Source organism: Arthrobacter sp. Soil_N43, from assembly GCF_057655195.1.
Genome location: NZ_JBDGML010000104.1, coordinates 68,994 through 94,568 on the forward strand (window position 1 = coordinate 68,994; position 25,575 = coordinate 94,568).

At 65.8% G+C, this 25,575-nt stretch carries 25 protein-coding genes and 1 pseudogene; 10 read left to right on the forward strand and 16 right to left on the reverse strand.

The window, feature by feature from the left end:
• Nucleotides 1–129 precede the first annotated feature (129 nt).
• On the reverse strand, nucleotides 130–636 hold the full coding sequence (locus AC3A3W_RS14340) for a hypothetical protein (protein ID WP_487443701.1): 507 nt from the start codon (nucleotides 634–636) through the stop codon (nucleotides 130–132).
• Between the two features lie 413 nt (nucleotides 637–1,049).
• Between AC3A3W_RS14340 and AC3A3W_RS14345 the strand changes: the two genes are divergently transcribed.
• Nucleotides 1,050–2,669 carry an MFS transporter gene (locus AC3A3W_RS14345; protein ID WP_487443702.1) on the forward strand — a complete coding sequence of 540 codons (1,620 nt, stop codon included), beginning with the start codon at nucleotides 1,050–1,052 and terminating at the stop codon, nucleotides 2,667–2,669.
• Between the two features lie 199 nt (nucleotides 2,670–2,868).
• A pseudogene (locus AC3A3W_RS14350) lies at nucleotides 2,869–3,956 on the forward strand (FUSC family protein).
• Here AC3A3W_RS14350 and AC3A3W_RS14355 read toward each other — a convergent pair.
• The 6 genes from AC3A3W_RS14355 to AC3A3W_RS14380 all read right to left on the reverse strand — a co-directional run bounded on the left by AC3A3W_RS14355 (nucleotide 3,895) and on the right by AC3A3W_RS14380 (nucleotide 11,798).
• On the reverse strand, nucleotides 3,895–4,680 hold the full coding sequence (locus tag AC3A3W_RS14355) for an SDR family NAD(P)-dependent oxidoreductase (RefSeq protein WP_487443703.1): 786 nt from the start codon (nucleotides 4,678–4,680) through the stop codon (nucleotides 3,895–3,897). The pseudogene AC3A3W_RS14350 and the gene AC3A3W_RS14355 overlap by 62 nt on opposite strands.
• 75 nt (nucleotides 4,681–4,755) lie before the next feature.
• On the reverse strand, nucleotides 4,756–6,540 hold the full coding sequence (locus AC3A3W_RS14360) for an IucA/IucC family protein (RefSeq protein ID WP_487443704.1): 1,785 nt from the start codon (nucleotides 6,538–6,540) through the stop codon (nucleotides 4,756–4,758).
• Nucleotides 6,537–7,136, reverse strand: coding sequence for a GNAT family N-acetyltransferase (locus AC3A3W_RS14365; protein ID WP_487443705.1), 600 nt, complete (start codon nucleotides 7,134–7,136; stop codon nucleotides 6,537–6,539). Before AC3A3W_RS14365 ends, AC3A3W_RS14360 begins: the two co-directional genes overlap by 4 nt.
• Nucleotides 7,133–8,827 (reverse strand): IucA/IucC family protein, encoded by a 1,695-nt coding sequence (locus AC3A3W_RS14370; RefSeq protein ID WP_487443706.1) that lies wholly within the window; start codon nucleotides 8,825–8,827, stop codon nucleotides 7,133–7,135. The genes AC3A3W_RS14365 and AC3A3W_RS14370 overlap by 4 nt, the downstream gene beginning before the upstream one ends.
• Nucleotides 8,824–10,257: a lysine N(6)-hydroxylase/L-ornithine N(5)-oxygenase family protein gene (locus tag AC3A3W_RS14375; RefSeq protein WP_487443707.1), complete on the reverse strand. Its 1,434-nt coding sequence runs from the start codon at nucleotides 10,255–10,257 to the stop codon at nucleotides 8,824–8,826. The genes AC3A3W_RS14370 and AC3A3W_RS14375 overlap by 4 nt, the downstream gene beginning before the upstream one ends.
• A complete protein-coding gene (locus AC3A3W_RS14380) occupies nucleotides 10,254–11,798 on the reverse strand; it encodes a pyridoxal phosphate-dependent decarboxylase family protein (RefSeq protein ID WP_487443725.1) in 1,545 nt (514 codons plus the stop codon). The genes AC3A3W_RS14375 and AC3A3W_RS14380 overlap by 4 nt, the downstream gene beginning before the upstream one ends.
• 439 nt (nucleotides 11,799–12,237) lie before the next feature.
• On the opposite strand from AC3A3W_RS14380, the gene AC3A3W_RS14385 reads away from it, so the two are divergent.
• Nucleotides 12,238–12,654: a hypothetical protein gene (locus AC3A3W_RS14385; protein WP_487443708.1), complete on the forward strand. Its 417-nt coding sequence runs from the start codon at nucleotides 12,238–12,240 to the stop codon at nucleotides 12,652–12,654.
• 77 nt (nucleotides 12,655–12,731) lie between these two features.
• Here the strand turns inward: AC3A3W_RS14385 and AC3A3W_RS14390 are convergent, their stop codons facing one another.
• The 6 genes from AC3A3W_RS14390 to AC3A3W_RS14415 all read right to left on the reverse strand — a co-directional run bounded on the left by AC3A3W_RS14390 (nucleotide 12,732) and on the right by AC3A3W_RS14415 (nucleotide 18,638).
• Nucleotides 12,732–13,004 carry a hypothetical protein gene (locus tag AC3A3W_RS14390; RefSeq protein WP_487443709.1) on the reverse strand — a complete coding sequence of 91 codons (273 nt, stop codon included), beginning with the start codon at nucleotides 13,002–13,004 and terminating at the stop codon, nucleotides 12,732–12,734.
• Nucleotides 13,005–13,290: 286 nt separating this feature from the next.
• A complete protein-coding gene (locus AC3A3W_RS14395; RefSeq protein ID WP_487443710.1) occupies nucleotides 13,291–13,644 on the reverse strand; it encodes a GNAT family N-acetyltransferase in 354 nt (117 codons plus the stop codon).
• Nucleotides 13,641–14,957, reverse strand: a complete 1,317-nt coding sequence (locus tag AC3A3W_RS14400) for an acyltransferase family protein (protein WP_487443711.1) — start codon at nucleotides 14,955–14,957, stop codon at nucleotides 13,641–13,643. Before AC3A3W_RS14400 ends, AC3A3W_RS14395 begins: the two co-directional genes overlap by 4 nt.
• Nucleotides 14,958–15,083: 126 nt before the next feature.
• Nucleotides 15,084–15,959 carry a class II fructose-bisphosphate aldolase gene (locus AC3A3W_RS14405; protein WP_487443712.1) on the reverse strand — a complete coding sequence of 292 codons (876 nt, stop codon included), beginning with the start codon at nucleotides 15,957–15,959 and terminating at the stop codon, nucleotides 15,084–15,086.
• A 172-nt stretch (nucleotides 15,960–16,131) separates the two neighbouring features.
• Nucleotides 16,132–17,034 (reverse strand): NAD(P)-dependent oxidoreductase, encoded by a 903-nt coding sequence (locus AC3A3W_RS14410; RefSeq protein WP_487443713.1) that lies wholly within the window; start codon nucleotides 17,032–17,034, stop codon nucleotides 16,132–16,134.
• Between the two features lie 122 nt (nucleotides 17,035–17,156).
• Nucleotides 17,157–18,638, reverse strand: coding sequence for a four-carbon acid sugar kinase family protein (locus AC3A3W_RS14415; protein ID WP_487443714.1), 1,482 nt, complete (start codon nucleotides 18,636–18,638; stop codon nucleotides 17,157–17,159).
• A 161-nt stretch (nucleotides 18,639–18,799) separates the two neighbouring features.
• Here AC3A3W_RS14415 and AC3A3W_RS14420 point away from each other — a divergent pair, with 161 nt between their 5' ends.
• Both AC3A3W_RS14420 and AC3A3W_RS14425 read left to right on the forward strand, forming a co-directional pair.
• On the forward strand, nucleotides 18,800–19,501 hold the full coding sequence (locus AC3A3W_RS14420) for a FadR/GntR family transcriptional regulator (protein WP_487443715.1): 702 nt from the start codon (nucleotides 18,800–18,802) through the stop codon (nucleotides 19,499–19,501).
• A gap of 90 nt (nucleotides 19,502–19,591) precedes the next feature.
• The gene (locus AC3A3W_RS14425) at nucleotides 19,592–19,801 is read left to right on the forward strand and encodes a dodecin (RefSeq protein ID WP_078029066.1); all 210 of its coding nucleotides are present in this window, start codon (nucleotides 19,592–19,594) and stop codon (nucleotides 19,799–19,801) included.
• Between the two features lie 92 nt (nucleotides 19,802–19,893).
• On the opposite strand, the gene AC3A3W_RS14430 is transcribed toward AC3A3W_RS14425, so the two are convergent.
• Nucleotides 19,894–20,088 (reverse strand): hypothetical protein, encoded by a 195-nt coding sequence (locus tag AC3A3W_RS14430; protein ID WP_487443716.1) that lies wholly within the window; start codon nucleotides 20,086–20,088, stop codon nucleotides 19,894–19,896.
• 155 nt (nucleotides 20,089–20,243) lie between these two features.
• Here AC3A3W_RS14430 and AC3A3W_RS14435 point away from each other — a divergent pair, with 155 nt between their 5' ends.
• Entirely contained in the window at nucleotides 20,244–21,074 is an 831-nt protein-coding gene (locus AC3A3W_RS14435; RefSeq protein ID WP_487443717.1) for an aldo/keto reductase, read from the forward strand.
• A 42-nt stretch (nucleotides 21,075–21,116) separates the two neighbouring features.
• Nucleotides 21,117–22,088 (forward strand): aldo/keto reductase, encoded by a 972-nt coding sequence (locus tag AC3A3W_RS14440; RefSeq protein ID WP_487443718.1) that lies wholly within the window; start codon nucleotides 21,117–21,119, stop codon nucleotides 22,086–22,088.
• Between the two features lie 13 nt (nucleotides 22,089–22,101).
• On the opposite strand, the gene AC3A3W_RS14445 is transcribed toward AC3A3W_RS14440, so the two are convergent.
• Together AC3A3W_RS14445 and AC3A3W_RS14450 are read right to left on the reverse strand one after the other, a co-directional pair.
• Nucleotides 22,102–22,311, reverse strand: coding sequence for a hypothetical protein (locus AC3A3W_RS14445; protein WP_487443719.1), 210 nt, complete (start codon nucleotides 22,309–22,311; stop codon nucleotides 22,102–22,104).
• Nucleotides 22,304–23,101 (reverse strand): CDP-alcohol phosphatidyltransferase family protein, encoded by a 798-nt coding sequence (locus tag AC3A3W_RS14450; protein WP_487443720.1) that lies wholly within the window; start codon nucleotides 23,099–23,101, stop codon nucleotides 22,304–22,306. Before AC3A3W_RS14450 ends, AC3A3W_RS14445 begins: the two co-directional genes overlap by 8 nt.
• 133 nt (nucleotides 23,102–23,234) lie before the next feature.
• On the opposite strand from AC3A3W_RS14450, the gene AC3A3W_RS14455 reads away from it, so the two are divergent.
• The 3 genes from AC3A3W_RS14455 (at nucleotide 23,235) to AC3A3W_RS14465 (ending at nucleotide 25,100) form a co-directional block, all read left to right on the forward strand.
• Nucleotides 23,235–24,065 (forward strand): aldo/keto reductase, encoded by an 831-nt coding sequence (locus AC3A3W_RS14455; RefSeq protein WP_487443721.1) that lies wholly within the window; start codon nucleotides 23,235–23,237, stop codon nucleotides 24,063–24,065.
• 145 nt (nucleotides 24,066–24,210) lie between these two features.
• Nucleotides 24,211–24,474 (forward strand): GlsB/YeaQ/YmgE family stress response membrane protein, encoded by a 264-nt coding sequence (locus AC3A3W_RS14460; protein WP_487443722.1) that lies wholly within the window; start codon nucleotides 24,211–24,213, stop codon nucleotides 24,472–24,474.
• A gap of 119 nt (nucleotides 24,475–24,593) precedes the next feature.
• Nucleotides 24,594–25,100, forward strand: coding sequence for a hypothetical protein (locus AC3A3W_RS14465; RefSeq protein ID WP_487443723.1), 507 nt, complete (start codon nucleotides 24,594–24,596; stop codon nucleotides 25,098–25,100).
• Nucleotides 25,101–25,575 lie beyond the last annotated feature (475 nt).

Sequence of the window (25,575 nt, forward strand, 5' to 3'; positions counted from 1 at the left end):
GTGTAGGTGGCGGGGCGGCAGTCCGCAGAGCAATCCCACGGCGGCCGGCCGGCCAGCTACTCAAAGATCAGTGTTCCCATGGCTTCACGATATGCAGAAACCTGCCGGGCGGGAACCCCCGCAAGGCCTTCAGTCCCGGGTGCCGATGTTGAAAGAGCCTTCCCAGACAGCGCGGGTTCCGGCTTCCCCGATCTCAACCACCCTGATGACAGTTCCGCCGCACAGGACAAGAACCAGCACGACGGCGATTGCCGCGGCAATGCGGATACCCGCGGTTCCGAGTTTCCTGCGCATTCCTTCCGCTTGAGTGGTCCCGTACCGGAACCACAGCCATTGAGCGGTGGCCACGATGAACACGCCGGTGACCCAGGGCAGAAGGGTGCCCCCGAGATTGGAGTGGGTTGTGATGGCAGGGGTCGTGTCCACCCGTTGCATCAGCCATTGTCCGGACTGTTGGGTGATGGGGACCATGATGAGCGCCACCAGGGCAATGAGCGGCGTCACGATTCCAAGCCGCCTGCGGGCTGCCGGCCACACGATGCTCAGCACCGTGCACACTGCTGCCAGCGGCACGATGACCACAGTGCCGTGCACCACGAGCACATGCAGTGGCAGACCGCTGATTACATAATCCATGCCCAACACCCCTGACTGGAGTCGTCAATCCTGCTCCCACGGCCCCGGATCCCGGACCGGGTTACCCGATCAGACGAGCACCGTGGGTGATCGGTTCAATTCGCGCCACTTTCCGGCCCCGATACGGGCGCCCGCCGCGTCCGCAGGACGCCGATTACCCATGATTTCGGTCCTAAAACCGGGCCTGAAACGAAAATTTTTGATAACGATGCCGGTTCGGGCGTCTATTCCGCGGAATCACGGGGTGAAACCGGGCAAAACAAATCTGGGATATGACCCGCATTCCGGGCTGAAACGCGTGATCATACGCCACGAAACCCTCGTTGACCACGAAGATCGCGTAAAATTGAAGGCCTGCCCGGAGCGGGGCAGCTACAAGTCGCAAGCAAATGACCTCCACAGGAGTCGCCCAAATGCCCATAGACCGAAGCACGACCGACTCTTCAGCAGGCGTTATGAACGCCGGCGGAACCAACCAAGTGGCACCCCAGGGTGTGAAGAAACCAAAGCTACTCGCACGTCGCCGGCTCAAGGAGTCCGACGTCAATGTCGTAGACCAGCCCATGCTGAAAAAAGCGCTCGGCGGCACCATCGTCGGCAACACCATGGAGTGGTACGACGTTGGCGTGTTCGGCTACCTGATCACCACCATGGGACCGGTGTTCCTGCCCGAGGCTGACGCCAAGGTCCAGACGCTGTTCCTGCTGGGTACCTTTGCCGCGACCTTCATCGCCCGCCCGCTGGGCGGCGTGATCTTTGGCTGGCTCGGTGACAAGATCGGACGCCAGAAGGTCCTCGCCGCCACGCTGATGCTGATGGCCGCAAGCACGTTCGCCATTGGTCTGCTTCCGGGTTACGCCCAGATCGGTATCTGGGCCGCTGGCCTGCTGGTGCTGCTCAAGATCGTCCAGGGCTTCTCCACCGGCGGCGAATACGCCGGCGCCACCACCTTCGTCAGCGAGTACGCCCCGGACAAGCGGCGCGGCTTTTTCGCCAGCTTCCTGGACCTCGGCAGCTACCTTGGGTTTGCCCTCGGTGCGGCCCTGGTTTCCGTGCTGCAGCTGACGCTGGGCCAGTCCGCCATGGAGGAATGGGGATGGCGCCTGCCGTTCCTCATCGCCGGCCCGCTCGGCCTCATCGCTGTGTACTTCCGTAGCAAGATCGAGGAATCCCCGCAGTTCCAAGCAACCCTGGATGCCCAGGAGGAGCAGGCCAAGGACGCTTCAGCCGGAGACGCTGCCGCCGTCAAGGGCCCGGTCGGAATCGTCAAGGCCTACTGGCGCTCACTCATCGTGGCCATGATTCTCGTAGCCGCCGCCAACACCGCGGGTTACGCCCTGACCTCCTACATGCCGACCTACCTCACCGAGTCCAAGGGCTACGATCCGGTCCACGGAACTCTGCTGACCATTCCCGTCCTCATTGTCATGAGCCTGTGCATCCCCCTGACCGGCAAGCTGTCCGACCGCATCGGCCGCCGCCCCGTGCTGTGGATCGGCGCGGTGAGCACCATCGTGCTGGCTGCCCCGGCGTTCATGCTGATCGGCATCGGCAGCACCTGGTCCACGCTGGCGGGCCTGGCCCTCGTGGCCTTCCCGGTGACTTTCTACGTGGCCAACCTTGCCTCGGCGCTGCCCGCCCAGTTCCCCACGGCCAGCCGCTACGGCGCTATGGGAATCGCTTACAACTTCTCCGTAGCGATCTTCGGCGGCACCACCCCGTTCATCGTCGCCGCGCTGATCTCGGCGACGGACAACGACATGATGCCGGCCTACTACCTGATGGCCACCTCGGCCATTGGTGCGATCGCCATCTACTTCCTGAAGGAATCCGCCCAGCGTCCTCTGCCGGGATCCATGCCGAGCGTGGACACGCAGGCCGAAGCCCGCGAACTGGTGGCTGGCCAGGACGACAACCCGCTGCTTGACCTCGACGACCTGCCGTTCGACGCCGTGGACGCCGAGAAGAAGATCCTGGCGGACCGGGCAGACGAGGCGGACCCGGACAGGGACAAGGTTCCTGCCAACGCCTGATGTTCCAGACGCCCCGCGTCCGTGGTGAAGGCCTGTCCGGCGTGCTGTCCTTGGGGGAAGCACACTGGGCAGGCCTTTGCCATGCCCGCGGGTAACAGGAATCCCGGGTGCTGTCCCGGCGGTGCTAGTTTCTATAGGAATGTCCCTTTGCAAGTGCCGCCCCGCGGGACGGCCAGCCTGATCGGTTGGAGGAGTTGCCGTGCGGCCCGTCCTGAGCCACTTCCGGCAGCTCCACAGCCTGGGACCCGCGAACAATGACCACGTTTCCGCGTTGCGGGTGGCCATCAGCGTGGCGGTTCCGTCGCTGCTCCTTTTACTCGGCGGCCGGCCGGACCTGATCACCTACGCTGTCTTTGGCGCCCTCACCGGCATGTACGGGCGGAATGAGCCCCACCAGCTCCGGCTCAGGCATCAGCTGCAGGCGGCACTCGTGCTGCTGTCCGGCGTGGCGGTGGGCGTCTTCCTGTCTGTTAACCACCTGCATTCCTGGTGGCTCGTGGGCGTGGAAGCAATCCTCGCAGGTGTTGGGTCCGTGTACTCGGACAGGGTGAGGCTCAAGCCCAACGGCCCCTTTTTCGGCATCCTCGCCCTGGGCGCCTGCGCTTCCGTACCCACGGCTGTTCCCTGGTACGTTGCCCTGCTCATTGCGGCCGCATCGGCCGGTTTCTCGCTTTTCGTGGGTTTCGGCGGCTGGATCCGGGGCCGGGCATGGGACCCCGGTGCAACGCGGAATGCCGCCAGGCTGCGGGGGGGCGGTTCCGGCAGCGGGCCCTCGTGCACGCCGCGCGCTACACAGCCGCGGTGGGCGCCGCGGGTGCCGTCGGCGTCATGACCGGCAGCGGCCACCCGCACTGGGCGATGGCGGCCGCAGCTGTTCCGCTCGCCGGCGCGGACCTGCCCAGCAGCGTCCACCGCGGCATCCACCGCATCATCGGAACGCTGTTGGGGCTGGTGATTGTCGCCGTCGTGCTTCTGCCGGGCCCCTGGGCCCTGCTCCCCCACTTCCCGGGGGCCGAAGCGGCCGTCCTCGCCGTCCTGGTCATAGTCTTCCAGTTCACCACTGAGCTGTTCATGGCGCGGCACTACGGGCTGGCGATGGTTTCCTTCACGCCGGTCATTCTCCTGATGACCCAGCTGGCGGCGCCGGCCGACCCGTACGTGCTCATTACCGAACGCGGCGTCGAAACAGCCGTGGGGGCAGTGACCGGCATTCTTGTGGTGGTGTTTATCCGTTCGCGCCGGAGTCCTCCACCGGTTCCTTCGCCTTCCTCGGCGGGCCTGCTGTGATCCGGTCCGGCAGGATCCGCGCGGCGGCGGCCAGCACTTTGTAGCGCTTTGTGGGAACGGACACGGCCTTGCCCCGGGCGTTGTCGGCCAGGCCTTCCCGGACCACCCGTCCCGCGCGCAACCAGGTCCAGCCGGGGGCGACGGACTTGTCCATTCCCATCCTGTCGTGGAACTCAGTGTGGACGAAGCCCGGGCAGACCGCCGTGACCTTCACTCCCCGCGGCGAGTACGCCAGGTTGGCCCAGCGGCTGAAACTGAGCAGCCACGCCTTCGCCGCCGAATAGGAACCGCGGGGAAGGAACGCCGCCACGCTGGCCACGTTGATGATGCGGCCCGAACCGCGCGCGAGCATCCCCTGCAAGGCAGCGTGGCTGAGCTCCATGGCTGTTTGGACATGCAGCTTCAGATGGCTTTTCTCATCCTCGATGCTGTTCCGGTCGAAGTCCTCGAGCAGCCCCATTCCTGCGTTGTTCACCAGCACCTCCACGGGACGCGCGGCATCGGAAAGACGGGCGACGACGGCGGCCACTCCGGCGTCGTCCGTCAGGTCGGCGGGCAGCACCTCAGCCGTGGTGCCGTACCGCCGCTCGAGGTCCGCCGCGGTCGCCTTGAGGCGCTGCTCGTCGCGGGCCACGAGGACCACGTCGTGGCCCTGTTCCGCCAGCTGGCGCGCGAATTCCGCGCCGAGCCCCGCAGTGGCACCGGTGATGAGGGCTGTCGTCATGACGCTAGCTTAGCGCCGCCCTTCCCGGGACGCGCCGGGCCGGGAAGGGCGTGCCGTCACAGGGGAACACGCAGGTCAGGGCCGGTACATCGGGTTCGGCATGGTTCCTGCCTTCGGAACGGGCGGCCGTGTATCGAGGTCGGTGTAGCCCAGGCGCAGGCGATAGCCGTTGAGCGGGTAGCGTCCGAACTCCCGTCCCAGGAAACCGGTGGCTTCCAGCCGGGCAGCCTGTCCCGGGTGGGAGTCGGCGTACTCCGTGATGACCCCACGGGTCAGGTTCCACAGGTCCGCCGACGTCACCGGCAGGCCGCGGGCATCCAGCAACTCACCGAGGGGACCCCAGACGCCCAGGAACAGCGCGTCAACAATGTACTGGCGGAGCACGTGCCACGGTTTGCGGGGCAGGACACGGACGTGGCCGTCAGGTTCCCAGGAACGCGCCGGAACAGGGTCCGTGCTCACGCATACGTCGTCGACGAGGTCCTTGATGACGAGCCTGCTCGGCATCCCCTCGGCATCACAAATGAGCATGAGGTTCTCGCCGTGCGGGTTCACGCTCACCCCGTAGGTGTGCAGCAGGTGGAGCAACGGCCGAACGGTCACCGACACCAAGGCCCCAAGCCAGTCCGCCAACTCCCGGCCGGAGAGTTCGGCCAGGGCCTCGATTGCCGTGTCGCCCGACGGGTCCTCGTGCAGCACCATTGCCAGGGGCCATACCGTCTCACCCTCCGCCAGAGAGGGGTCCACGGGCTCACGCCAGATGCAGCCCAGCGTCTCGTCCCATTGATAAGGCACACCGGGGTAGTCCGCGAGGTGGGGATGCCGGACCGTTACGGAGGCTACTTCACCCAGCAGCACGGTGTGGCGGCCAAGGTACGGGTCGGCATCCCAGATGGACCGAACCCAGTGCGTGGTCATCGGAGCAGCCAACGAGCAATGCCTGGGAATGCCCCGGTACACCGAGGTATTCAGAATTTTCAGCGGCAACTTCATCTGCAGTTTGGTCGGCTCGTCAATGTTCACCAGGGTGCGGATCGACTGCGTGGGCAGGTATTGGTCCTCCTGTTCCCCCAGGACAATAATCTGCCCGGACAGCAGGCTGCCGGACCACAGCTGCCGGACCACGTGATCCACCTGCCAGGGGTGCGCAGGGAGCAGCACATAGCCGGACGGGTCGGCCCCGGCTTCGCGCAGGACGGCGTTGAATCGAGCCTGCGTTGCGGGATCCAGTTCGCGGTCGATCAGGTCCCGCTCGGACATGGACGGAACGGACCGGAACTCGGCCAGCCGGCGCGACACTGCAAGCCACACCGGACGCAGCGGCCTGCCGGCTTCCGGGGCGTACTGTGCGCAGTCGGACGCCGAGAAGCCGAGCCTTCCCTTGTTGGCCACCAGCAGGGGATGGCCGGTCAGCTGTCCTTCCATCTGGGTATGTGGCAGGCGTACCAGCTCCTTCGCGGAGATCCCCTTCGCTGCCAGCTGCGCATCGGCGGCGAGCGTCGCGGAAAGCTCGGCGATGTAGTTGGCCACGGTGGTCCCGGTCAGTCCGAGCGCGCTGGCTGCATCCACGACGAGCTGCCCCGGATCATCCGCCGGTTCGCTCTCGTCATCGCCCAGCACGCCACGGCTGACCCGGCGGACCGATTCCGGATCAACGACGTAGGAGCCGAAGCCGGTCCGCCTGGCCTGGAAAAGGTAGGACGAACCTTCGAGATGGAGACGCAGAGGCTCCGTGGACCCCGCGCCCACTGATTCGGTGCCCGTTTGTGCAGCGCTCGCTGCTTCGGCGCTGAGCAGTCCCTCGGAGAGCAGAGCTCCGATCAGTTTTGCGAGGAGCCTTGCGGATGGCAGATGGGTCACAGCTGGGCTCCTTCACGGCAGGCTTCGTTCGCGTCCTGGGAGGACTCCGTGTCCCGCGGAAGCGGGGCGGGCTCGGCCGCCATGAGCAAGGCGGTCTTGTCTGGCAACTGCACGGTGCCAACGGCCTGGAAGCCGGCATCGCCGAAGGCGCGGTGGGACCGTTGGTTCAGGAAGTCCGGCTCCGCCACGAGACGACCGCAGCCAGCCAGGACCTCCGGGGCGCTTTCCAGGACGCCGCGGATCACGCGTGCGCCCAGGCCGCGGCCCCTCGACAGTTCTCCTAGGGCGAGGTGCATCCCCAGGTCGGTCTGGGTGTGTGCGATATGCCGGCCGAGGACATCGGCCGCCACCCGGTAGACCTCCACATAGCCCGTCACGCGGTCTCCTGCGGCAAGCGTTAGCGCCAGTGTGTCGGGATTCCGGAGCAGGCCGCCAACATACTCCGCCCATCTGTCCGCCGGCCATGCCTGGTGCCACCACTGCTCGACGTCGGGCTCGGCCATGAGGGTTGCCAGGCCTTCCGCATCAGCCGGCGTGGCCGGGCGCAGGACGTGGTCCTCAAGCAACAGGTTCCGGTTCCAGTTCAAGCCCGTCATGCGCGGACCACCAGCGGGTTGGGAACGTCCAGGTACACGGACTGGGCGTCCAGGGGCGCCACCACCTCGTCGATTCCGGCCAGCCGCGTGGCCAGGTGTGCCTTGCACGGCAGGGTCGGGGCGTTCAACCAGCGGTTCACCAGCCGTACCCCGGCTGGGCCCTCCTCGGCCAGGGCCGGGAGTGCCGCCTGCAGCCGCTCGCGGACTACCGCAAGCAGAAGTTCCTCATCCGCCATTCCTTCGGCCGCCATCGATCCGACCAGGGAGAGCACCTGGTTGTGCAGGAGGTAGTAGGTCAGCCGGTCGTCGACGATGCCGTCCTCGACGACCGCCAGGGTGCTGCCCTGTTCCCCGGTGCAGGCCAGCACGTCGGCCAGGCGGGAGGCGGCCAGATAGTAGCCCTGGTTGTCGCGGTAGGCGCCGCCGGTGATTGCGCCGTCAGCGTCCAGGCGCACCAGGGTGTTCTGCTGGTGGCCTTCAAGTCCGATGCCGGTGCTTGCGTACAGGCCCAGCATCGGCACGAGGACGCGGTCCACATAAGTGCCAAGCCACGCCACGGGGTCGGTGCACCACCGGGCCAGGAGGCTCGGGCCCCACGCATCCGGACCGGAGGGAGCCGAGGGCGCAATGAGGCCTGCCAGGCACACCATCCGGTCCACGCCGTCCGGGACCTCCCGGAGCGAGACGTCCAGCCCGGTCAGGGTTCCGCCCGTGGCATCCGAGGGGTCAACGACGGCCGCCCACGCCGGATCCCTCACGATGGTGAAGCCCGGGTCGCTATGGGTGATGTAACCGGCACCAATCAGCCGGTCTACTTCGACGCCCCGCTTGAGTTCGGTGGCGGTCGCCTCCCTGACGGAGTTGGTGATTTTCAGTCCCGTGGACAGCTTCAGCATCACTGCATGGCCAGGATGGAAGAGCGTGCGCAGGCTTGAGGTGGCCCACCATTCATCGCCCAGGGGACCCAGCGGCCGGAGCAGCCCGGCGGCCATCAGCTCCCGGACGGCCCCGCGCTGCTGCACGGCCGCCGCCTGCCAGGGGTGTGCCGGGATCAGCACGTGGCCGGGCGCAGGGCTGTACCCGGCAATCGCGGCGAGCAGTTCGTGCACGTCCTTGCCCCCGAGGGAAGGGGCACCGGCGGCCTGGTCCTGTGCAACCACCGAACGGTGGGCCTCGAACCAGTGCAGCTGGAAACGTCCGCCGAGCTCCGGCGAGTATGCCTCGAGTTCGTCTGCGCCGAGCTCGTCCCTGCTCTTTGGGGCAGGGTGCTGCAGGTGGCCCAGGAGGAGTGACCGTTCACCGTCCAGGAACAGCGGCCTGTCCAGCGAAGCGTTCCTTTCCCGGGCAGCGAAGGTGCTGACGTTGCGAATCGATTCCCGCGTCCGGCGCAGCAGGAGGGAGCGTTCCTGCTCGTCTGCCCCTGCTGTCAGAAGGGACAGCAGTTCTTCGGCGCCCACGTCATGCCGCGTCCTGTCCGGGTGCACCACCGCGACGTCGCTGAAGTTGTGCAAGCCAGTCCTGGAGAAGTGGGTGCAGCGGGCGCTCACGTTCATCGAAGTGCCAGGCACCGCCGTGAAGATGCCGTCACCGTCGACCGTCACCCCGCGTTCCCGCACCCAGCAGCGAAGGACCGCGTCAACGTGTGCCGAGTCGGCCAAAACGTGCAGATCGATGGTTTCTGCCGCGCTCATGATGCCTCCCCGATCTGGGTGGTTGCGGGAACGTGGGACTGTGGCATGGGAAACTCCATCTGCTCGGGTAGGTGTTGAATAGGGTCGGATGGGGAAAAGGCCTGTGGCGCCCCGAACTGCTGGAAGGCGATGCTGCGCTCCACGGGATAGACCTCGCGGCCGCAGATCTCGCGCAGGATGCACGAGTTGCGGTAGGCAGCCATGCCGAGGTCCGGCGTGACGAAGCCGTGGGTGTGGAGTTCGGCGTTCTGGACGAAGATCTCACCGGGTTCGATGCCGGTGCTGTAGTTGCGCTCGACGGCGAACCTGCCGCTGCTGTCGCGTGCGATGCGGTCCTGCACGCCGGCCAGGAACCGCGGTTCCTGGTAGCTGTAGCCGGTGGCAAGGACTACCGCCTCCGTGTCCAGCGTGTAGTCGGCGCCCTGCTCCTCGTGCCGCAGCCGCAGCGTGTGCGAACCCGAGGCCGCGTCCCATGACGCGCCGGTCAGCGCAGAGTGGGTGAACAGCTGCGTATCCACCATGCCGGAGAGGCTCTTGGTGTACAGGAGATCGTAGATGGCGTCGATGAGCTCGGAATTGATGCCCTTGTACAGGTTCTTCTGGCTCTTGATGAGGCCGTCGCGCTGCTCCTGCGGGAGCCCGTGGAAGTAGTCCACGTACTCCGGGGACGTCATTTCCAGGGTGAGTTTGGTGTACTCCAGCGGGAAGAACCGGCCCGAGCGGGTCACCCAGTTCAACTGGTACCCGTGGACGTCGATCTCCTGCAGCAGTTCGCAGTAGATTTCCGCCGCGCTCTGGCCGCTGCCCACGATGGTGATGCTCCGCTGCTTCTGCAGCTCGCTCTTCCTCGACAGGTAATCGGCGTTGTGGAGGACAAGTCCCCCTCTGTCGTTGGCCGCTGCGTCGACTATTCCGTCGCAGGCCGCCGGCACATACGGCGACGTTCCGGTGCCCAGCACCAGCCGCCGCGCGCGAAGTACCTCCGGACCGGCCGTACCGTCCACCGAAAGCGTGTACACGCCGTCGTCGTAGGTCACCTCCCGGACTTCCGTGCCGAACCGCACCGAATCGAGTTGGCCGGCCACCCACTGGCAGTACTGGTTGTACTCGGCGCGCAGCGGGTAGAAGTTTTCCCGGATGTAGAAGCGGTAGAGCCGGCCGGTCTGTTTGAGGAAGTTCAGGAACGAATAGGGCGAGGTGGGGTCGGCGAGCGTCACGAGGTCTGCCATGAACGGCACCTGCAGGTGGGCTGGCTCCAGCATCATGCCGGGGTGCCAGTCGAATGATTCACGGCGCTCCAGGAACACCGCGTCGAGTCCCTCAACCGGGGCGCTCAGCGCGGCGAGCCCCAAGTTGAAGGGGCCGACGCCGATCCCGGCAAGGTCGTAAATGCGGGGCGCGCTGGAAGCGTCAAAGGCGGGGATGCTCATGCTGCTGCCTCCTTCCGGGTCAGCAGTGCGGCACCGGTTCCGCGGAGCAGGCTGATAATCTCGACGATGTCCTCGAGCGTGGCCTCGGCGTTGAGGAGCGTGAACTTCAGGAAGTGCCGTCCGCCCACCTTGGTGCCGGCCACCACTGCTTCGCCAGAGTCGAAGACCGCGGCCCGGATGGCCGGGTTCAGGGCGTCCGCGCCGTCCTCGGAAAGGCGCGTGCCGTCGTCGAGCAGCGGCCTGTACCGGAAGACGAGCGTGCTGAGCTGGGGCGGCGCGGCGAGTTCGAAGTCCGGGTCTGCCGCCAACACGGCGCCCACCCTCTTGGCGAGGTCGATCGCCTCATCGAACAGCGCTCCGACCGCGTCCGCCCCCATGATCCGCAGCGTCAGCCAGAGCTTGAGCGCATCGAAGCGCCGGGTGGTCTGGATGCTTTTGTCCACCTGGTTGGGAATGTCGGCAAGGGCAGCGGCTTCCGGGTTCAGGTAGTCAGCGTAGTAGGTCACGTGGCCGAGCATGGCGCCGTCCCGGACCAGCAGTGCGCTTGAGCTGACCGGCTGGAAGAACGTCTTGTGGAAGTCGACAGTGACAGAATCCGCCAGGTCAATGCCCGTCAGGAGATGCCGGTAACGCCCCGACACCATGAGCCCTCCGCCGTACGCGGCATCAACGTGGAACCAGGATCCGTAGGCACGGGCCAACGCGGCGGTTTCGGAAAGCGGGTCCACGGCGCCGAAGTCGGTGGTGCCTGCGGTGGCTACGACTGCCATCGGTACCAGGCCGCTGTCTTTGGCATCAGCCAGCGCCCCGGCGAGTGCGGCGGGGTCCATGCGATGGTCGGATTCGCAGCGCACGGGAACTACGGCGTCGTAGCCCAGACCGAGCATGGAGGCCGACTTCCGGATGCTGAAGTGGCTGTCCTCCGAGGTGAAGATGCGCAGCCTGTCGAGCATGGCAGGGAGCCTGAGCCCTGCTGCCTCCGGATCCTGCCGCAGGGCCGCCACGGCGTGGTTCCGCGCAAGCAGGAGGGCCTGGAAGTTGGACTGGCTTCCGCCGGACGTGAACACACCGTCCGCGGCGGCTCCGAGGTGCAGGCGGTCCGCGGTCCATTCGATGAGGCGCCGCTCGATCATGGTGCCCCCGGCGCTCTGGTCCCACGTGTCCAGGGACGAGTTCACGGCCGAAAGGACCGCCTCCCCCACGAGCGCGGGAATGACCACCGGGCAGTTCAAGTGGGCGGCGTATTTGGGATCGTGAAAGTAGACGGCGTCGCGGAGGTAGACCTCTTCGAGCTCCTCCAGCGCCGCTGCTGTATCCGGCAGCGGCCGGTCCAGGTCGACCTCCCGGACGCGGCGCTCCATGTCCGAGGGTCCGATGCCGGTGAACGGCTGGGTGTTCCGCTCGAGTTTGGTGGCCACGGCGTTGACCCCTTGGAGCACCTGGGCCACGTATCGCGGGGCATTGCGGGCGTTGAAGAGGTGGTTGCTGGCGGACAAGGCAAGTTCTACGCGGGACCCAAAATCGGGGTAGGCGTGGGCCACGGGGGCCTTGTCCGCGCCGGCGTCGCCGGCAATTCCTTCGTCGGCGCATATCTCGTTCGCTGGCAACTCATCAACGGGGGGCAGCAACGTCACGGCGGTGGTCCTATCCTCGGGCTGGAAAACACTGTTGAGCAAGGCAAGCCTTACTTAGGACACCCTTTTAGTCAAACTTTCATGATGTAATTCCCTAAAACCGCGAAACGGCGCGGATTTTTTGGGTAACTGGGGCGTCATTGACTTTCCCGAGGGCTCGGCGAGGGCGCATAATGCCCGTTCTGGATGCCCCGGCATGGGAGTTGCACGCCGGCGGCGGAGCAGAAGGGGTGGCCGGATCCCGGTGCCATGGCCGCCGGAAGTCCTCCGGAGTAGAGTTCCAAAACAAGGTTTCAACAGGCCTGTGCACCGGAGGAAAACCCGGGCACGGCGGGAAGCAGGGGACATGTCCGACGCCGGCTCCGACCCGATCAACTTCACGGAGATTGACGCGCGCGGAAACCCCGCCCGCTACGGCCGCGAACCTGCCGACGGCGTATCGGGCACCGGCACCTACGGCCCCGGAAGGCGGCAATGGGGCACGACGGACGGCGGGGCGTCCGGGCACGGCAGGCTGTCCATCAACCCGTTCATCGTGGCGCTCTGGGCGGTTGCCGCAGGCCTGATCATGGCGGCCTTCGCGGCCTTCACGATTGCCCAGGAACTGCTTAGCGTGCCTGGGTCACCGGAATCCACGCCGGTGGGCTACATGTGGATGACCTTCGCGCCCTTCCTGCTGTTTGCCGGACTCCTGGGCTTCATGGGCCTGCTGTTCTGGCACGCCTCCCAGTGGCGCCGCAGCCGGGAGCAGCCGCCATCGTAGGCCACAAGGCGTAGGCCACCAGTCAGGCCACAAAGCGCGCGGCGGACCGGGCGGGCTAGCTGGTCTGGGCAGTACAGCTAGCTGGCAGACACCTCACGGCCGGAGGATCCGCCGGGGCCATGGTCTTCGGGCTCTACGGCATCAGGCCCGGCCCCGGTCAACCGCCTCAGCCTGAGTTCATCCGTGACCTGCGTGTACCACGAGTGGGCGCCGAAGGCGGGGCTGGGACTGTCCAGGTGACGATAGAGGGCGTCGGCCAACTCGGCAAGCGCCGACTCCGACATGGCTGCGACTGCCTCAGCCGGATCGACGGACTCGTCGAGGTAGCGGGCAAGATCGTCCCCGCTCATCCTGTGTGCCGTTCGGCACGGAATGGCACGCGAAGGGGCGCGGGGAAATTCGTCTGGGGCGCGCAGCCACCGATTTCGAGGGTGGCACGTCCGGGATCAAGGTCCGCTCGGACGGGGACGCGCAGCAGTTTGTGGTTCAAAGAATTCTCCAGGAGAAAGTCCGCAAGCCAACTGCATAGCCCAGACCGATCGTACGGAAATGTCGCGGGGCTCACAAGTCTGCACGCCCGGCCGGGCTTCATAGCGGCGGCCGAGCTTTTCGCCTCCCAAGCGCGCGCCGGGACGGTTATGTGCCGAGGAGTGTGGGCGCAGCCTCCTCCGGCCAGTCAATGCACTGTGTGTAGACCTCGTGCTGGCGAAGGTATCGCGCGGTGAAGGGGCAGTGCGGAATGATCCTCTTACCCGCGGCCACGACGTCGTCCAGCGCAAAGTGCACGAGGACGTTGGCGAGCCCCTGGCCCTGAAACTCCTCCGCCGTTTCCGTGTGAATGAAGTCGACATGCCCGGGCTTGTCCAGGAACCGGATATGCACCGCAAGCTTTCCCCCAACGTGCAGCTCGTAGCGGTGGAGTTTATCGTTCCGGAAGGTGCTGACATCCGGTGTGAATTGATCCTCGGTGGATACCGTGTTCTCCGTCATGGTTCGACATTGGCACTTAATGATCTGGCTGGCAATGCTTCCGTTGCACGGGCCGGCACCCGGCCCAGAAGCAGCACGGCGAGCGCGAAGCAGGCGGCGCCTCCGCCCAGGAGAGCCAGCGTCAGGCCATTGAACGCGGCGTCCGCCACCGGGATAAAGACGACGACGGCGGCAGTCAGCACCGCGGCAGGCGGCCGCCCGCGCGAGTGGGCGGCCGCCGTCGGACGTTCCTCCAGCCGCCCGAACAGGGCAACGACCGGCAGCAGCAGCGCAATGACGCCAAGGAGCACCAGCGGGCGCGACCACCACCATGCGGCCGTGGCGGACGCCGGCTTGGGAAAGTCAGTGAGCAAGAGCAGCCCGGCCATGGCGGCGAGCAGGGGCAGATGCCAGAGATAGACCGTCATGGCGCGCCGGCCGACGACCGACACCGTGGTCCAGAACCAGGGAATCCTGGCGATCCGGTCCAGCGCCGGCCGGAAGAGCTGAAGAGTGGCGGCCTGGGAAACGCCAAGCAGCAGCAGGCAGAAATTGGGCGGATTCAGGTTCACCAGCATGTTGTCCCGGTACAGGCCAAGGCCGGTGACGATCAGCAGCAGCAGGTTACTGGCAGCAATCAGGCCCACGAGCCACGATCTGCTGCGGCGGGCGAGGAAACCGTCCGCCATGAAAAAGCCGAGCTGCTGCACGGCGCACCACAAGAAGAGCATGTTGACGTAGGCCAGGAGCGGCATGGCCCTCCGAAAACAATCAACCGCAATGACCAGCGCCGCGAGTGCGCCCAGTGTCAGCCACGGCGCGCGCCGATGGAGCCTGGCCAGAAGGGGGACGTTCAGCTGCGCGGCGAGGTATGCGGCCAGGAACCAGAGCGGCATTCCGGCGCCGCTGGCCGTCAGCTCCACCACTTGGGGATCAACGCCAAGGAGCAGCGCGGCCCACAGGGCCGCGAACATCACTGCCAGCAGCGCCGCTGCCGGCCGGACGAGACGCAACAGCCGGGTTTGGGCGAATTCGTAGCCGCTGCGCCTGCGGGCCTGCATCCGGCGCCACGACTGCAACCCGGTGATGCCGCCGGTCACGAAGAACAGCGGCATCACCATGAAGATCCAGATAATCAGCTCAAACCAGTCTTGTTCGGCCAAGGTGTTTTCGGTGGTGACCGTGCCGTCCGGGTGCAGCACAGGGCTGGCCATCATGCAGTGCCCCACCACCACCAGCGCCAAGCAGATAAACCGGGCCAGATCGATGGCCAGGTCACGCTCCGGTGCGGCGGTGCCGCCGCCGGGCCCTGGCCGCTGCGATGAAGCCTCCATTGCGCCCCTCACCGAACGCGGAACTGGCGAACGTCCTTGTCAGGTCCATTGTCCGCCGGAGCGGGCCGGGGTGCCAGCAGCCGCAGCACCGTGCCGTGCCATAGCTCCTGGAGAACCTCCTGAACGTCAGCGCGTCAGCATGGCCAGCGCCGACGTGGCGAAATCCTTGGCGGACTCATTCCAGCGGACCAGCAGGCCCTGAAGGTTCTCGCCGTCGGCCCGGTGGGCGGCGGTCTGCGCCTCCAGCATGGCCAGGACACCGGTGCGCAGCTCGGTATTGAAGTTGACCTTGCCGACGTTCATGGCCGGGGCCTTCGCCAGTTCCTCAGCCGGAATGCCGGACGCCCCGTGTAGAACCAGCGGAATGTGGGTTCGCACGGCGATGTCCTGCAGCACGTCCCAGCGCAGTTCAGGCTTGCCCTTGTATTTCCCATGGACATTGCCCACGGCAACGGCCAGCAGCTGGGCGCCCGTCCGGGCTACGAAGTCCTCCACCTGGGCCGAATCGGTGAGGCCGGCCGAGTCATGTCCGGCAGCGGCGCTGTCCACACCGGCTCCGAAGGCGCGGTCTTCGTCGCCGGCGAGCCCGCCTAGCTCCGCTTCAATGACGACGCCGGCACTCCCCTGGGCGTCGAGGGCGGCCCGCACCTCGCGGACCAGGGCGATGTTGTCCTCGTACGGCAGCGACGAACCGTCGGCCAGGACGGAGTCGGCACCGGCAGCGACGGCGGCGGTGATGACCTCAAGGTCGGAGGCGTGGTCCAGTTGCACGGCCACCGGCACGGCTGCGGCATCCGCCAGTCCCCGGAGCGCGGTGATAAGCCTGAGGCCGTTGGTGGTGGCGGCTGTCTTGGGCGCCACCAGCAGGATGATGCCGCGGCCGGCCTCTTCCGCCGCACCGACGACGGCCAGGGCCGTGGTGAAGTCGTAGCAGGTGAAGGCAGGGACCGCGGAACTCTGTCGAAGAGCGGATCCGACGAGCTCATCGAGCTGGGCGCGCATCAGAGCGCCGCCCGTTCCATCGGGATGTTTACGGTCAGGTCGGCTTTCAAGGTTGGTTTCTCCTTCGGGGCAACTGCTGCTGGCGCGCGGCGCGGGTACTTCGATGGTCGGCGGGCCGACGACGGCGGAGGGGGACCGCCGTCGTCGGAGTTCCGGATGCAAACGCCGAGGGTTAGTCGGCCGTGCGCTTGGCGGGGGCAACGACCTTGATCACCGCGGAGTCGTCGGCCGCGGCGAGGCCGTGCGCCTGGCCGAGCAGGTAGAGCTGCTCGGCAGCGGCGGCAACGGGCGTGGCCAGGCCTGCTGCACGGGTGGCCTTGCCCACGATTCCCATGTCCTTGACGAAAATGTCCAGGCGGCTCAGCACCTCGGCGCCTTCTTCGGTGTAGGCCTCGAGGATGCGCGGGCCGCGGTTGGACAGCATGAAGGATCCGGCGGCACCGGCCTCGAGGGCGGCGAGGGTCTTGGCCTGGTCGAGGCCGAGGGCATCAGCAAGTGCCATGGCCTCGGCGGCGGCGGCGATGTGGATGCCGCACAGCAGCTGGTTCACGGTCTTCAGGGCCTGGCCATCGCCGGGCTTGTCCCCCACAACGGTCAGGGTGGAGGCGAGCAATTCCAGGACCGGCCGGGCGGACGCCAGCGCCGTGGGTTCCGCGCCGACCACGATCAGCAGATCGCCTTCGCCGGCGCGCTTGGGACCGCCGGAAAGCGGCGCATCAATGAGGGCAACGCCGTACTCAGCCAGCCGCGCGACGGTGGCAGGAATGGCTTCCGTTCCCACGGTGCTGGTGAGGATGACGACGGCACCCGGCTTCAGGACACTGGCCACACCGTTCTCGCCGAAGAGGACGTCATTGAGCTGTTCGCTGTTGCGGACGGCCAGCAGCAGGGCGTCCGTGTCCTCTGCGGCCGCCCTGGCCGAGGCAAACGTGCGGACGCCGGCATCCTCAGCAAGCCGGAGGCGCGGTTCGGCAATGTCGAAGCCGTGGACGGTGAGCTGGGTGGCAAGGCGCGTGGCCATGGGCAGGCCCATGGCGCCGAGGCCAAGGACGGTGACTGTGTAATTCGAGGGCATGGTGTTCTCCATTGAAGTGTCTAGGGCTGTGCGGCCTGTTGAGCCGGGCCGGCGATTGAGCCCGTCGAAATCCGGTGACCGGGTCTCGAGAGGCTCGACCACCGGCGCTCAACCATCGGCTGTCAGAAGGTGTTGCTGAGCTTGCGGGTGACCTGGGCCAGGGACTCGTCGTCGCCCACGTTGCCGGCGAACACGATGTACGGGATGCCCTTGGCGGGGCCGTCCACCGGCTCCCACAGGCTGACAATGCCCGGCAGCATGGGGCCACGGACGATCGCGTGCCGGATTTCCAGGCCATGGGCTGCCACGTCCGAGGAGGTGATACCGCCCTTGGCGATGACGAACCGCGGCGGGAACGTCTTGAGCGTCCGGTTTACCACCGCAACGACGGCTGCGGACACGGTGCGGGCGATCCGCAGGCTCTCGGCGGGGTCGTCCGTCTTGATCAGCAGGCGGCTGGTGTGCACGATGACGTCACCGCCGTGAAGGGCCTCCACCACGGTGTCCACCGTCTGGTCGAGGTAGGCGTCCGCCTCCTCGCCCAGCAGCTTTTCGACGTCGATCTCCACAATGCGGGCCGCACTGTGCTGATCCGTCAGAACCTTCAGCTGCCGCGTGGTGACGCCGACGTGGGAGCCCACGACGATCAGGCCGCCGGCCTCCGACGGGACGTTCCCGGCATAGGCCTCTTCGCCGCTGAGTTCGGTCCGGATGTCCTGCCCGATGCGGGCACGGACGAATGGCGGGCCAACACGGTAAAGGAGCTTCTTTCCGCGGCGTTCCGCTTCCTCCAGGCCGAGGGCAAGGGCACGGAGGTCGTTCTCCGTGACGATATCCGCAACGATGGGGGTGGAGGCTGCGGCGGGTTCGATCGCGTCGGCGATGGCCTTTGCGGAAACATCCGCATCGCCTGTGGCGGCACCGGCCCGGATGATGTTGAGGTCCAGCACGATGACGGAGTCTGCGGCGAAGCGGCCCTGCGACTTCTCCTCGACGTATTTGGCCATTTCGGAGTTAACGAAGCCGAAGGTCGCATCTTTGGCGAATTCCGTCTCCGCCACAGGAGTGAGCTGGCCGGCGTCGCTTCCCGTGCCGCGCATGTAGTGGACGCCGCCGATGGTGACGCGTCCGGCGTCGGGGAACGCCGGGACAATGACGACGCCGTCCGTTGCCTCGCCGCTCTCGGCGGCCACGGTGGCGGCAATGACGTCGGGCTCGAGCGGGAAATGCCCGCGCAGCGTCGAATCGCTGCGGCTGACGAAGCTGAGGTGGATTTCCCTGTCACCGTTCCGGGCGGCAGCCAAGGCATTCCGGACGATTTCCTCATTGCGGGCGGCAGCTTCGGCCGGGTCCAGGCTCCGCGTGTTGGTCAGCACATAAACAGCGGCTTTACCCTGATGAAGAGCCCAGGTGAAGTCCTCAACTGCCCACCGGGTGAGAACAGGCAAATCGGAGACCGACTGCGTTCCGGTGGGGTCGTCGTCGAGGACCACCAGCACGCGCGGGGCCGTCGCGGCGGAAGCCGCGACCGCAGTGGCCACCTGCTGCGCCGGGATCTCAAGCTCCGCCGGATAGGCGGCCAGGGTGTCTGCTTCAAGGGGCACTGTGCACTCCGTTGTGTCGAAACTATGTTGCGGATATTACTATTGCGGATCTTGCTATCAGATGTCAGACATCTGTCGTTTGAATGCTAGTGTGGCATATAGCACAGCAGGTGCGCAAGTAGACTTGTCAGACATATATGCGAGAGCGCTGATTGGGGAAAATGGCACGGAAATCTCTGGTGGGCGTCGTGGCCGACGAACTCCTTGACCGCATTATTGCCGGCGAATTTCCGCCGGGCGCCAGCGTGCCCGGCGAGCTGGAACTGAGCGCACGGCACGAGGTGAGCCGGATGACGGTCCGCGAGGCGATGAAGACTCTCGAAGCCCAGCGCATCCTCAGCGTAGAGCGCGGCCGAGGCACCTTCGTGAACCCCCTCAACCGCTGGTCGTCGCTGGAGGCGGTGCTCCGGGCAGCGTCCGAGGGACAGAACGGTCCGGCAGCAGCCATCCAGCTCATTGAACTGCGCAGGATGCTGGAAACGGGCGCCTGTGAACTTGCGGCGCAGCGCATCACCGATGCCGAGCTCGAGGCACTCCGCGGGTGCGTGGAGGACATGCGGGAAGCCCATCAGGCCAATGACCTGCCCCGCTTCGTTGCCGCAGACCTCGCGTTCCACGACCAAATCCTGCAGGCTTCGGAGAATGTCTTCGTGGCTGTCCTCTTCGAACCGCTGCACCGCGTACTGGAGAAGCGCCGCACCGAAACCTCGAAGGTTCCGCAGATCCAGGAGCATGCCATCGGCCATCACCAGAACATCTTCGACGCGTTGGCCGCGCGGGACCCCCAGCGTGCCCGGAGTGCGATGGACGCCCACATGCAGCAGACCCTGGACGACCTCAGAAGCTACGTCCTGGAAGCCTGATCCCCGAAAACCTAGTCCCGGGACTCTCCTTCCGATACTCTGCAGGAACGGCCAGCGGCCGGGTATCGATGCCGATCACGAGGAGCGAAGTTGTCTAATCACACCTACAGCATTTCTGAAATTGTCGGAACCTCGACCGAAGGCGTGGACGCTGCCGTCCGCAACGGAATAGCCGAAGCCGCGAAGACGCTGCGCAACCTCGACTGGTTTGAGGTCAAGGAGATCCGCGGCCACCTCGACAACGGCCAGGTTGCCGACTGGCAGGTCACCATCAAGCTCGGTTTCCGGCTGGAGCGCTGACGGCGCCCCAGCCCTAGTTCAAGCCATTAGTTCAATCCGGTAGCTCAATTCCGGGTCCCGACGGGGCGCTGCTGCAGGGCCCGCAACGGGCGTCATGATTCCTGGTCAGCCGCCCGGCGCCGCCAAACGGTGGGTGCTCCCCCGTATGCGGGGAGCACCTGGCCTTCAAAGAAGGTGTGCACGTCCTGGGGCGACTGGTCCGGGGCCCACAGGCCGGAGGCCGGGCAGTGGGTTCCGGTGGAAGCGGACGGTGCCTGGCGTGCCCTGAGCAATGCGATGCGTTTCATCGTTGAATGTCATCCTTGATGGTCGAAGAAGTTCTCCTCCAAGGCTAGGAAGGCAACGGCCGGGACCCAATGGGCGGATGGCCAGAATCCCATGCCCGGTCTGGGCAGCAGCACAGCCACCCGCGTTCTCAAATCCATCATCAAGGAGTTCCGCCATGTCACAGGTCCCGCAACTCACGCTCAACAACGGGGTCACCATCCCCCAACTCGGGTTCGGCGTCTTCCAGGTGCCGCCGGAAGACACCCAGCGACTCGTCGAAGAGGCCCTGGAGGCCGGCTATCGTCACATCGACACCGCTGCGGCGTACCGCAACGAGGCCGGGGTAGGAGCCGCCATCGCGGCCTCCGGCCTCCTCCGCGAAGACCTGTTCATCACCACCAAGCTGCGGAACGGCGAGCAGGGCAACGCGCACGCGGCGTTCCAAAACAGCCGGAAAGCCTTGGGGCTCGACTACGTGGACCTCTACCTGATCCATTGGCCGGTGCCTTCGCAGGGACTCTACACAGATGCGTGGAAGGCGCTGGAACAGGTCTACGGCAGAGGCGAGGTCCGCGCCATCGGCGTATCCAATTTCCTCGAGGACCATCTGGACGTCCTGCTGGCGGGCGCCAGCGTCGTTCCCGCCGTGAACCAGATCGAACTGCATCCCACGTTCCAGCAGGCGGGGGTTGCCGAAAAGAGCCGCTCGCTCGGCATCGCCGTCGAGGCCTACAGCCCACTGGGCCAAGGCGCGGACCTCGACGCCGGCGCCGTCACGACGCTGGCCAGTGAGCGGGGTGCCACTCCAGCGCAGATAATCCTGGCCTGGCACCTCGCGGCCGGGACGATCGTGATTCCCAAGTCCTCGTCGCCGGCTCGGATGCGGGAAAACCTCGCGGCCACGTCCATCTCACTGAGTGCCGCGGATGTCCAGTCCATCGATGCCCTTGAATCGGGTTCCCGCGTAGGCGCGGATCCCGCCACCGCTGAACACAGCCAGCTCTAAGACTCCGACTCCGCTTCTGGCTGCCACATCGAGGACATTTCCATGCAGTACACACATCTTGGCCGCTCCGGCCTGAAAGTGTCCCGGCTTTGCCTCGGCACCATGAACTTCGGCCCGCACACCGATGAGTCCGCAGCACACTCGATCATGGATTCCGCGCAGGATCACGGAATCAACTTCTTCGACACAGCCAACGTTTACGGCGGTGCGGGGCAGCGCGGCTGGACCGAGGAAATCATCGGCCGCTGGTTCGCCACAGGCGGGGACCGCCGCGAACGCACCGTTCTGGCCACCAAGGTCTACGGCACCATGATCGACCGCCCCAACGAGTCCCGGCTCTCGGCTCTCAATATCCGCAGGGCCCTCGACGCCAGCCTGAAGCGACTCCAGACCGACTACATCGACGTTTACCAGTTCCACCACGTTGACCGGGACACGCCCTGGGACGAAATCTGGCAGGCCGTTGAGGTGGCCGTACAGCAGGGCAAGATCCTGTATTCCGGCAGCAGCAACTTCGCAGGTTGGCATATCGCCCAGGCACAGGAGTCCGCCGTGCGGCGCAATTACACCGGACTGGTCAGCGAGCAGTCCCTCTACAATCTGCTCACCCGGAACGTGGAGCTGGAAGTCATTCCGGCCGCAGAACACTACGGACTCGGCATCATTCCCTGGTCTCCCTTGCACGGCGGCCTTCTGGGCGGGGTACTCAAGAAGGAGCGCGACGGCGTCCGGCGGCTTGCGGGGCGGGCGCTGGAAACCCTGAAGAAGCACCGCGACCAGGTGGAGGCCTACGAGAATTTCGCAGAGGAACTCGGCCACGAGCCCGGGGACGTCGCCCTCGCGTGGCTCCTGCACCAGCCTGCTGTGACCGCCCCGATCGTTGGCCCCCGTACGCAGGATCAACTCGATGCCGCCATCCGGTCCTTGGGCGTGGCACTCGGGGAAGATGCGCTCAAGCGCCTCGACAGCATCTTCCCCGGATACCTCACGGCACCCGAGGACTATGCATGGTGACGGAGACTGTTCGCTAGGGAGCTGCCGGGCGCTGCGGATCCTCCAGGGCCGGCTCATCAGGCTGGCCGTCAGGTCCGGTAGGTGGTCCCGGGGAGCCCTGCGGAGGAACTGCGGGCTCCTCCTGCGGCGGGTCCTGTTCGGGGTCGAAGGGAAACCCCTGCGGAGTGTTCTCTTGCTGATCCTCCGGGGAGTCCTGCCTGGATTCGTCGGGCGTTTCACTCATGTTCAGGATCCTTTGCTTGTTGGGAATGCCAGCCTCCCGGCAGGGCTGAGGTGCCTGTCCCCTGCCGGGTCACACCCAAGGGATACCAGCGCCGCGCCACGGAGTCCAGAGGGCCGTGCCCGCCGTGCCGGATATGGTTCCGCTCCAGTTCCACAATGTCCCGGCCGAATGATGCCGTCAGTGAAACCAACGCCAGGGTCAGTGCCGCCATGCCGATTCCCTCCGGCGTGCCGGGCGCCAGCGCCAGCAGAAAGGCAAAGGGCTGATAAGCGCCAATGGCCTTGCGCAGTCTGCTCGCGGTCAGCGTTCCCCTCAGGGCTGGCCGGAGCCAGCCGGCGACCGTAAACAGGTACCACATCAGCCCAATGGCAAGGACCCACGGGCCATGGCTTCCTGCCGCTGCGCAGGATAAGACAAGCACCAGGGCTGCATCGGTTTGTACATCCAGCCGTGCCCCGGCAGGGGAAGCGCAGCCGAAGTACCGGGCCACCGCTCCGTCTACCGCATCGAGCAAGAACGCCACGGTGCCAACGGCGATGAAAAGCACATCAGGCACACTGACGCCGAGAAATAGGGGTACAGCCATGGCTCCGCAGCACGCCACGAGGACTGCGCGGACCAGAGTCACGCGATCTGCCGGCGTGATCAGCGGCGGCCTGCGCCGGAGAATCGTGAAGCCCGCAGTCCCCATGATGGCAGCTCCGGCACCCAGCCCTGCGTAGCGGAGAAGTCCTGATTCGGCATCGGGGACGGCCATGAGCCAGGTTCCGGCCACAAGAAAGGCAGCCATCGCTATGGCCGCATCCATCAGCGCGCGGCGCCTGCTTGGGAGCCCCATCTGCCACCTCGCGCTCATCCTAACAAGCGGAGACGGAAGGCAACACGCCCTGTGCAAACGGCGGCTGATAGGAAAGACTTTTGGCATGGCACTCTCACCGCTTATCCAGCTCAATGATGGCCACCGCATACCGCAGATCGGGCTTGGCACTTGGCCGCTGGATGATCGCGAGGTGGCGGACGCCGTCGTCCAAGCTGTTGAAGCCGGGTACCGGCATATCGACACCGCCGTTAAATACGGCAATGAAGCGGGGGTCGGGGACGGAATCCGCAAGAGCGGCCTGAGCCGCGAAGAGGTCTTCGTGACCACCAAACTTGATGGTGAGTTCCAGGGCGATGACAAGGCGGTGGCCGGCCTCGAAGGCTCGCTGAAACGCCTGAAGATGGACTACGTGGATCTGCTGCTGATCCATTGGCCCCTCCCCCGGCGAGGGGAGTTCATCTCCACGTGGAAGACGTTCGAACGACTGCAGGCCGACGGCAAGGCCCGTTCGATCGGCGTGTCGAACTTTACGCCCTCCCACCTGGAACAGCTCATGTGGGCCACGGACGTGGTTCCCGCTGTCAACCAAATCCAGCTCAACCCGTCGGTCACGCGATCCGCGGATTGCGCCTATCACGAGCACCACGGGATCGTCACTGAATCGTACAGTCCGCTCGGCGCACATTCGGGCCTGCTGTCTGCTCCCGTACTGGGCCGAATCGCGAGTAAACACGGCAAAACAGAGAGTCAGGTGGTGCTGCGCTGGCATGTTCAACAAGGCCTGGTGGCCATCCCAAAGTCGGCCAATCCGCAACGGATGAAGGAGAACATCGACGTCTTTGGGTTCACCCTGGACGCGGAAGATCTGGCAGCCATCGACACGCTTGATGAAGGGCCGGAGGCCGGCGTAAATTCCGACGTGCAGGGCCACTGAGAACCGCGGCCGCGGCCCGGGTCAAGCAGGTTTCTTCGGGAACCAACTGGCAGAAAAATAGTAAGCATGTTTAGTATTAGGGAGAAGGACGAAGCGTACCCGGCATACCGGGTGCCTCCTTTATGAAGAAGAAGGAACGATAAAAATGGGTTTTTTCGCATTTCTGATTCTGGGCCTCATTGCCGGAGCCATTGCTAAGGCGATCCTCCCCGGCCGACAGGGCGGCGGCATTTTCATCACGCTGCTGCTTGGCGTTGTCGGAGCAATTCTCGGTGGCTGGATCGGCAGCGCACTCTTCGGTGTGGGAATCAACGAATTCTTCTCACTGTCCACTTGGCTGCTGGCCATCGGCGGGGCGATCGTCGTCCTGCTCGTCTACGGCCTGATCACCCGGCGCAGCGTCCGCTAGCCGGAGCGCGGTTGGAAACCGGCCCCGGGACTTTTGCCCGGGGCCGTTTTCATAGCTGATGTCTCTGCCAGCTGAATTTTCCACATCGTACTTATCCCTCTCAAGAGCAGGAGTTCATCATGAAATCCAAACTTCTCTTCGGCGCCGGAATTGCTGCAGGCTACGTTCTCGGATCGAGGTCCGGCCGGGCAGCGTACGACAAACTCAAGGCCCGCGCCACCAGCATCTGGGACAGCAAGCCCGTCCAGGACAAAGTCACCGCGGCCACCGAAGTGGTCAAGGAAAAGGCGCCTGAAGTGACCGATCAGCTCTCCGAGGCTGCACGTCGGGCCGGGACCGTCCTCAGCTCGGCAATGCACCGCGATTCCTCGAAGTCCGACACCCCCGCCTCAGGCGCCACGACCTCGGGCGTCACAGCCTCGGGCGTCAGCACAGCGTCCGACGGCGGCACTTCAGACAGCGCGCACGTTCCGGCCCACAGCACGCACCCGGAAACCGTAAACCTCGGGACTTCGGACGTGGAGTCCGATCCTGCACTGAATGATGCCACTGGCCAGGACTGGTCCGGCGAAGGTGGCGCCACGGAGGCCGGCGCCGCGACCAACGTGGACGCCAAGAGGCCCTAGCCGCGTTTCCCGGCACTCCGGCGTTTCAGCCATTCGGCGGCCAGGCGGCACCCGAAGCTGGCGCCGATAAATTGTCGAACCCCTCTGGCACAGTATTCCTATGGAAGCCATTGGGGGTCGCAGAAGAACTGGCACCGCGGGGCGGACAGGAATGCCTGCCCCGCGTACCGGGCTGATTCGCAGCGTCCCCCGGTCGGGAGCTCCAACTCCTGACCAAAATTCCAGCACCGCCGTTGCGGACACTCTTTCGTCCGACGGCGGTGCTTCTGTTAATCTGCGGCACTGCCTGGCGGTGTTGGAATCGGCGGTGGAGTCCGCGCCCGGGGAGCTGGCGCTGGCTGGGTTCCGGGAGGCTGCGGACTTCGCCGAGGTGGCCGAGGAGATTTCGCGCCGGGCCGAGCACCTGCAGTTACTCTCCGCCGCCGCGGTCGACCGGACCCGCACCGCCGCGATCAACGCCGCCGGCCCCACCAGC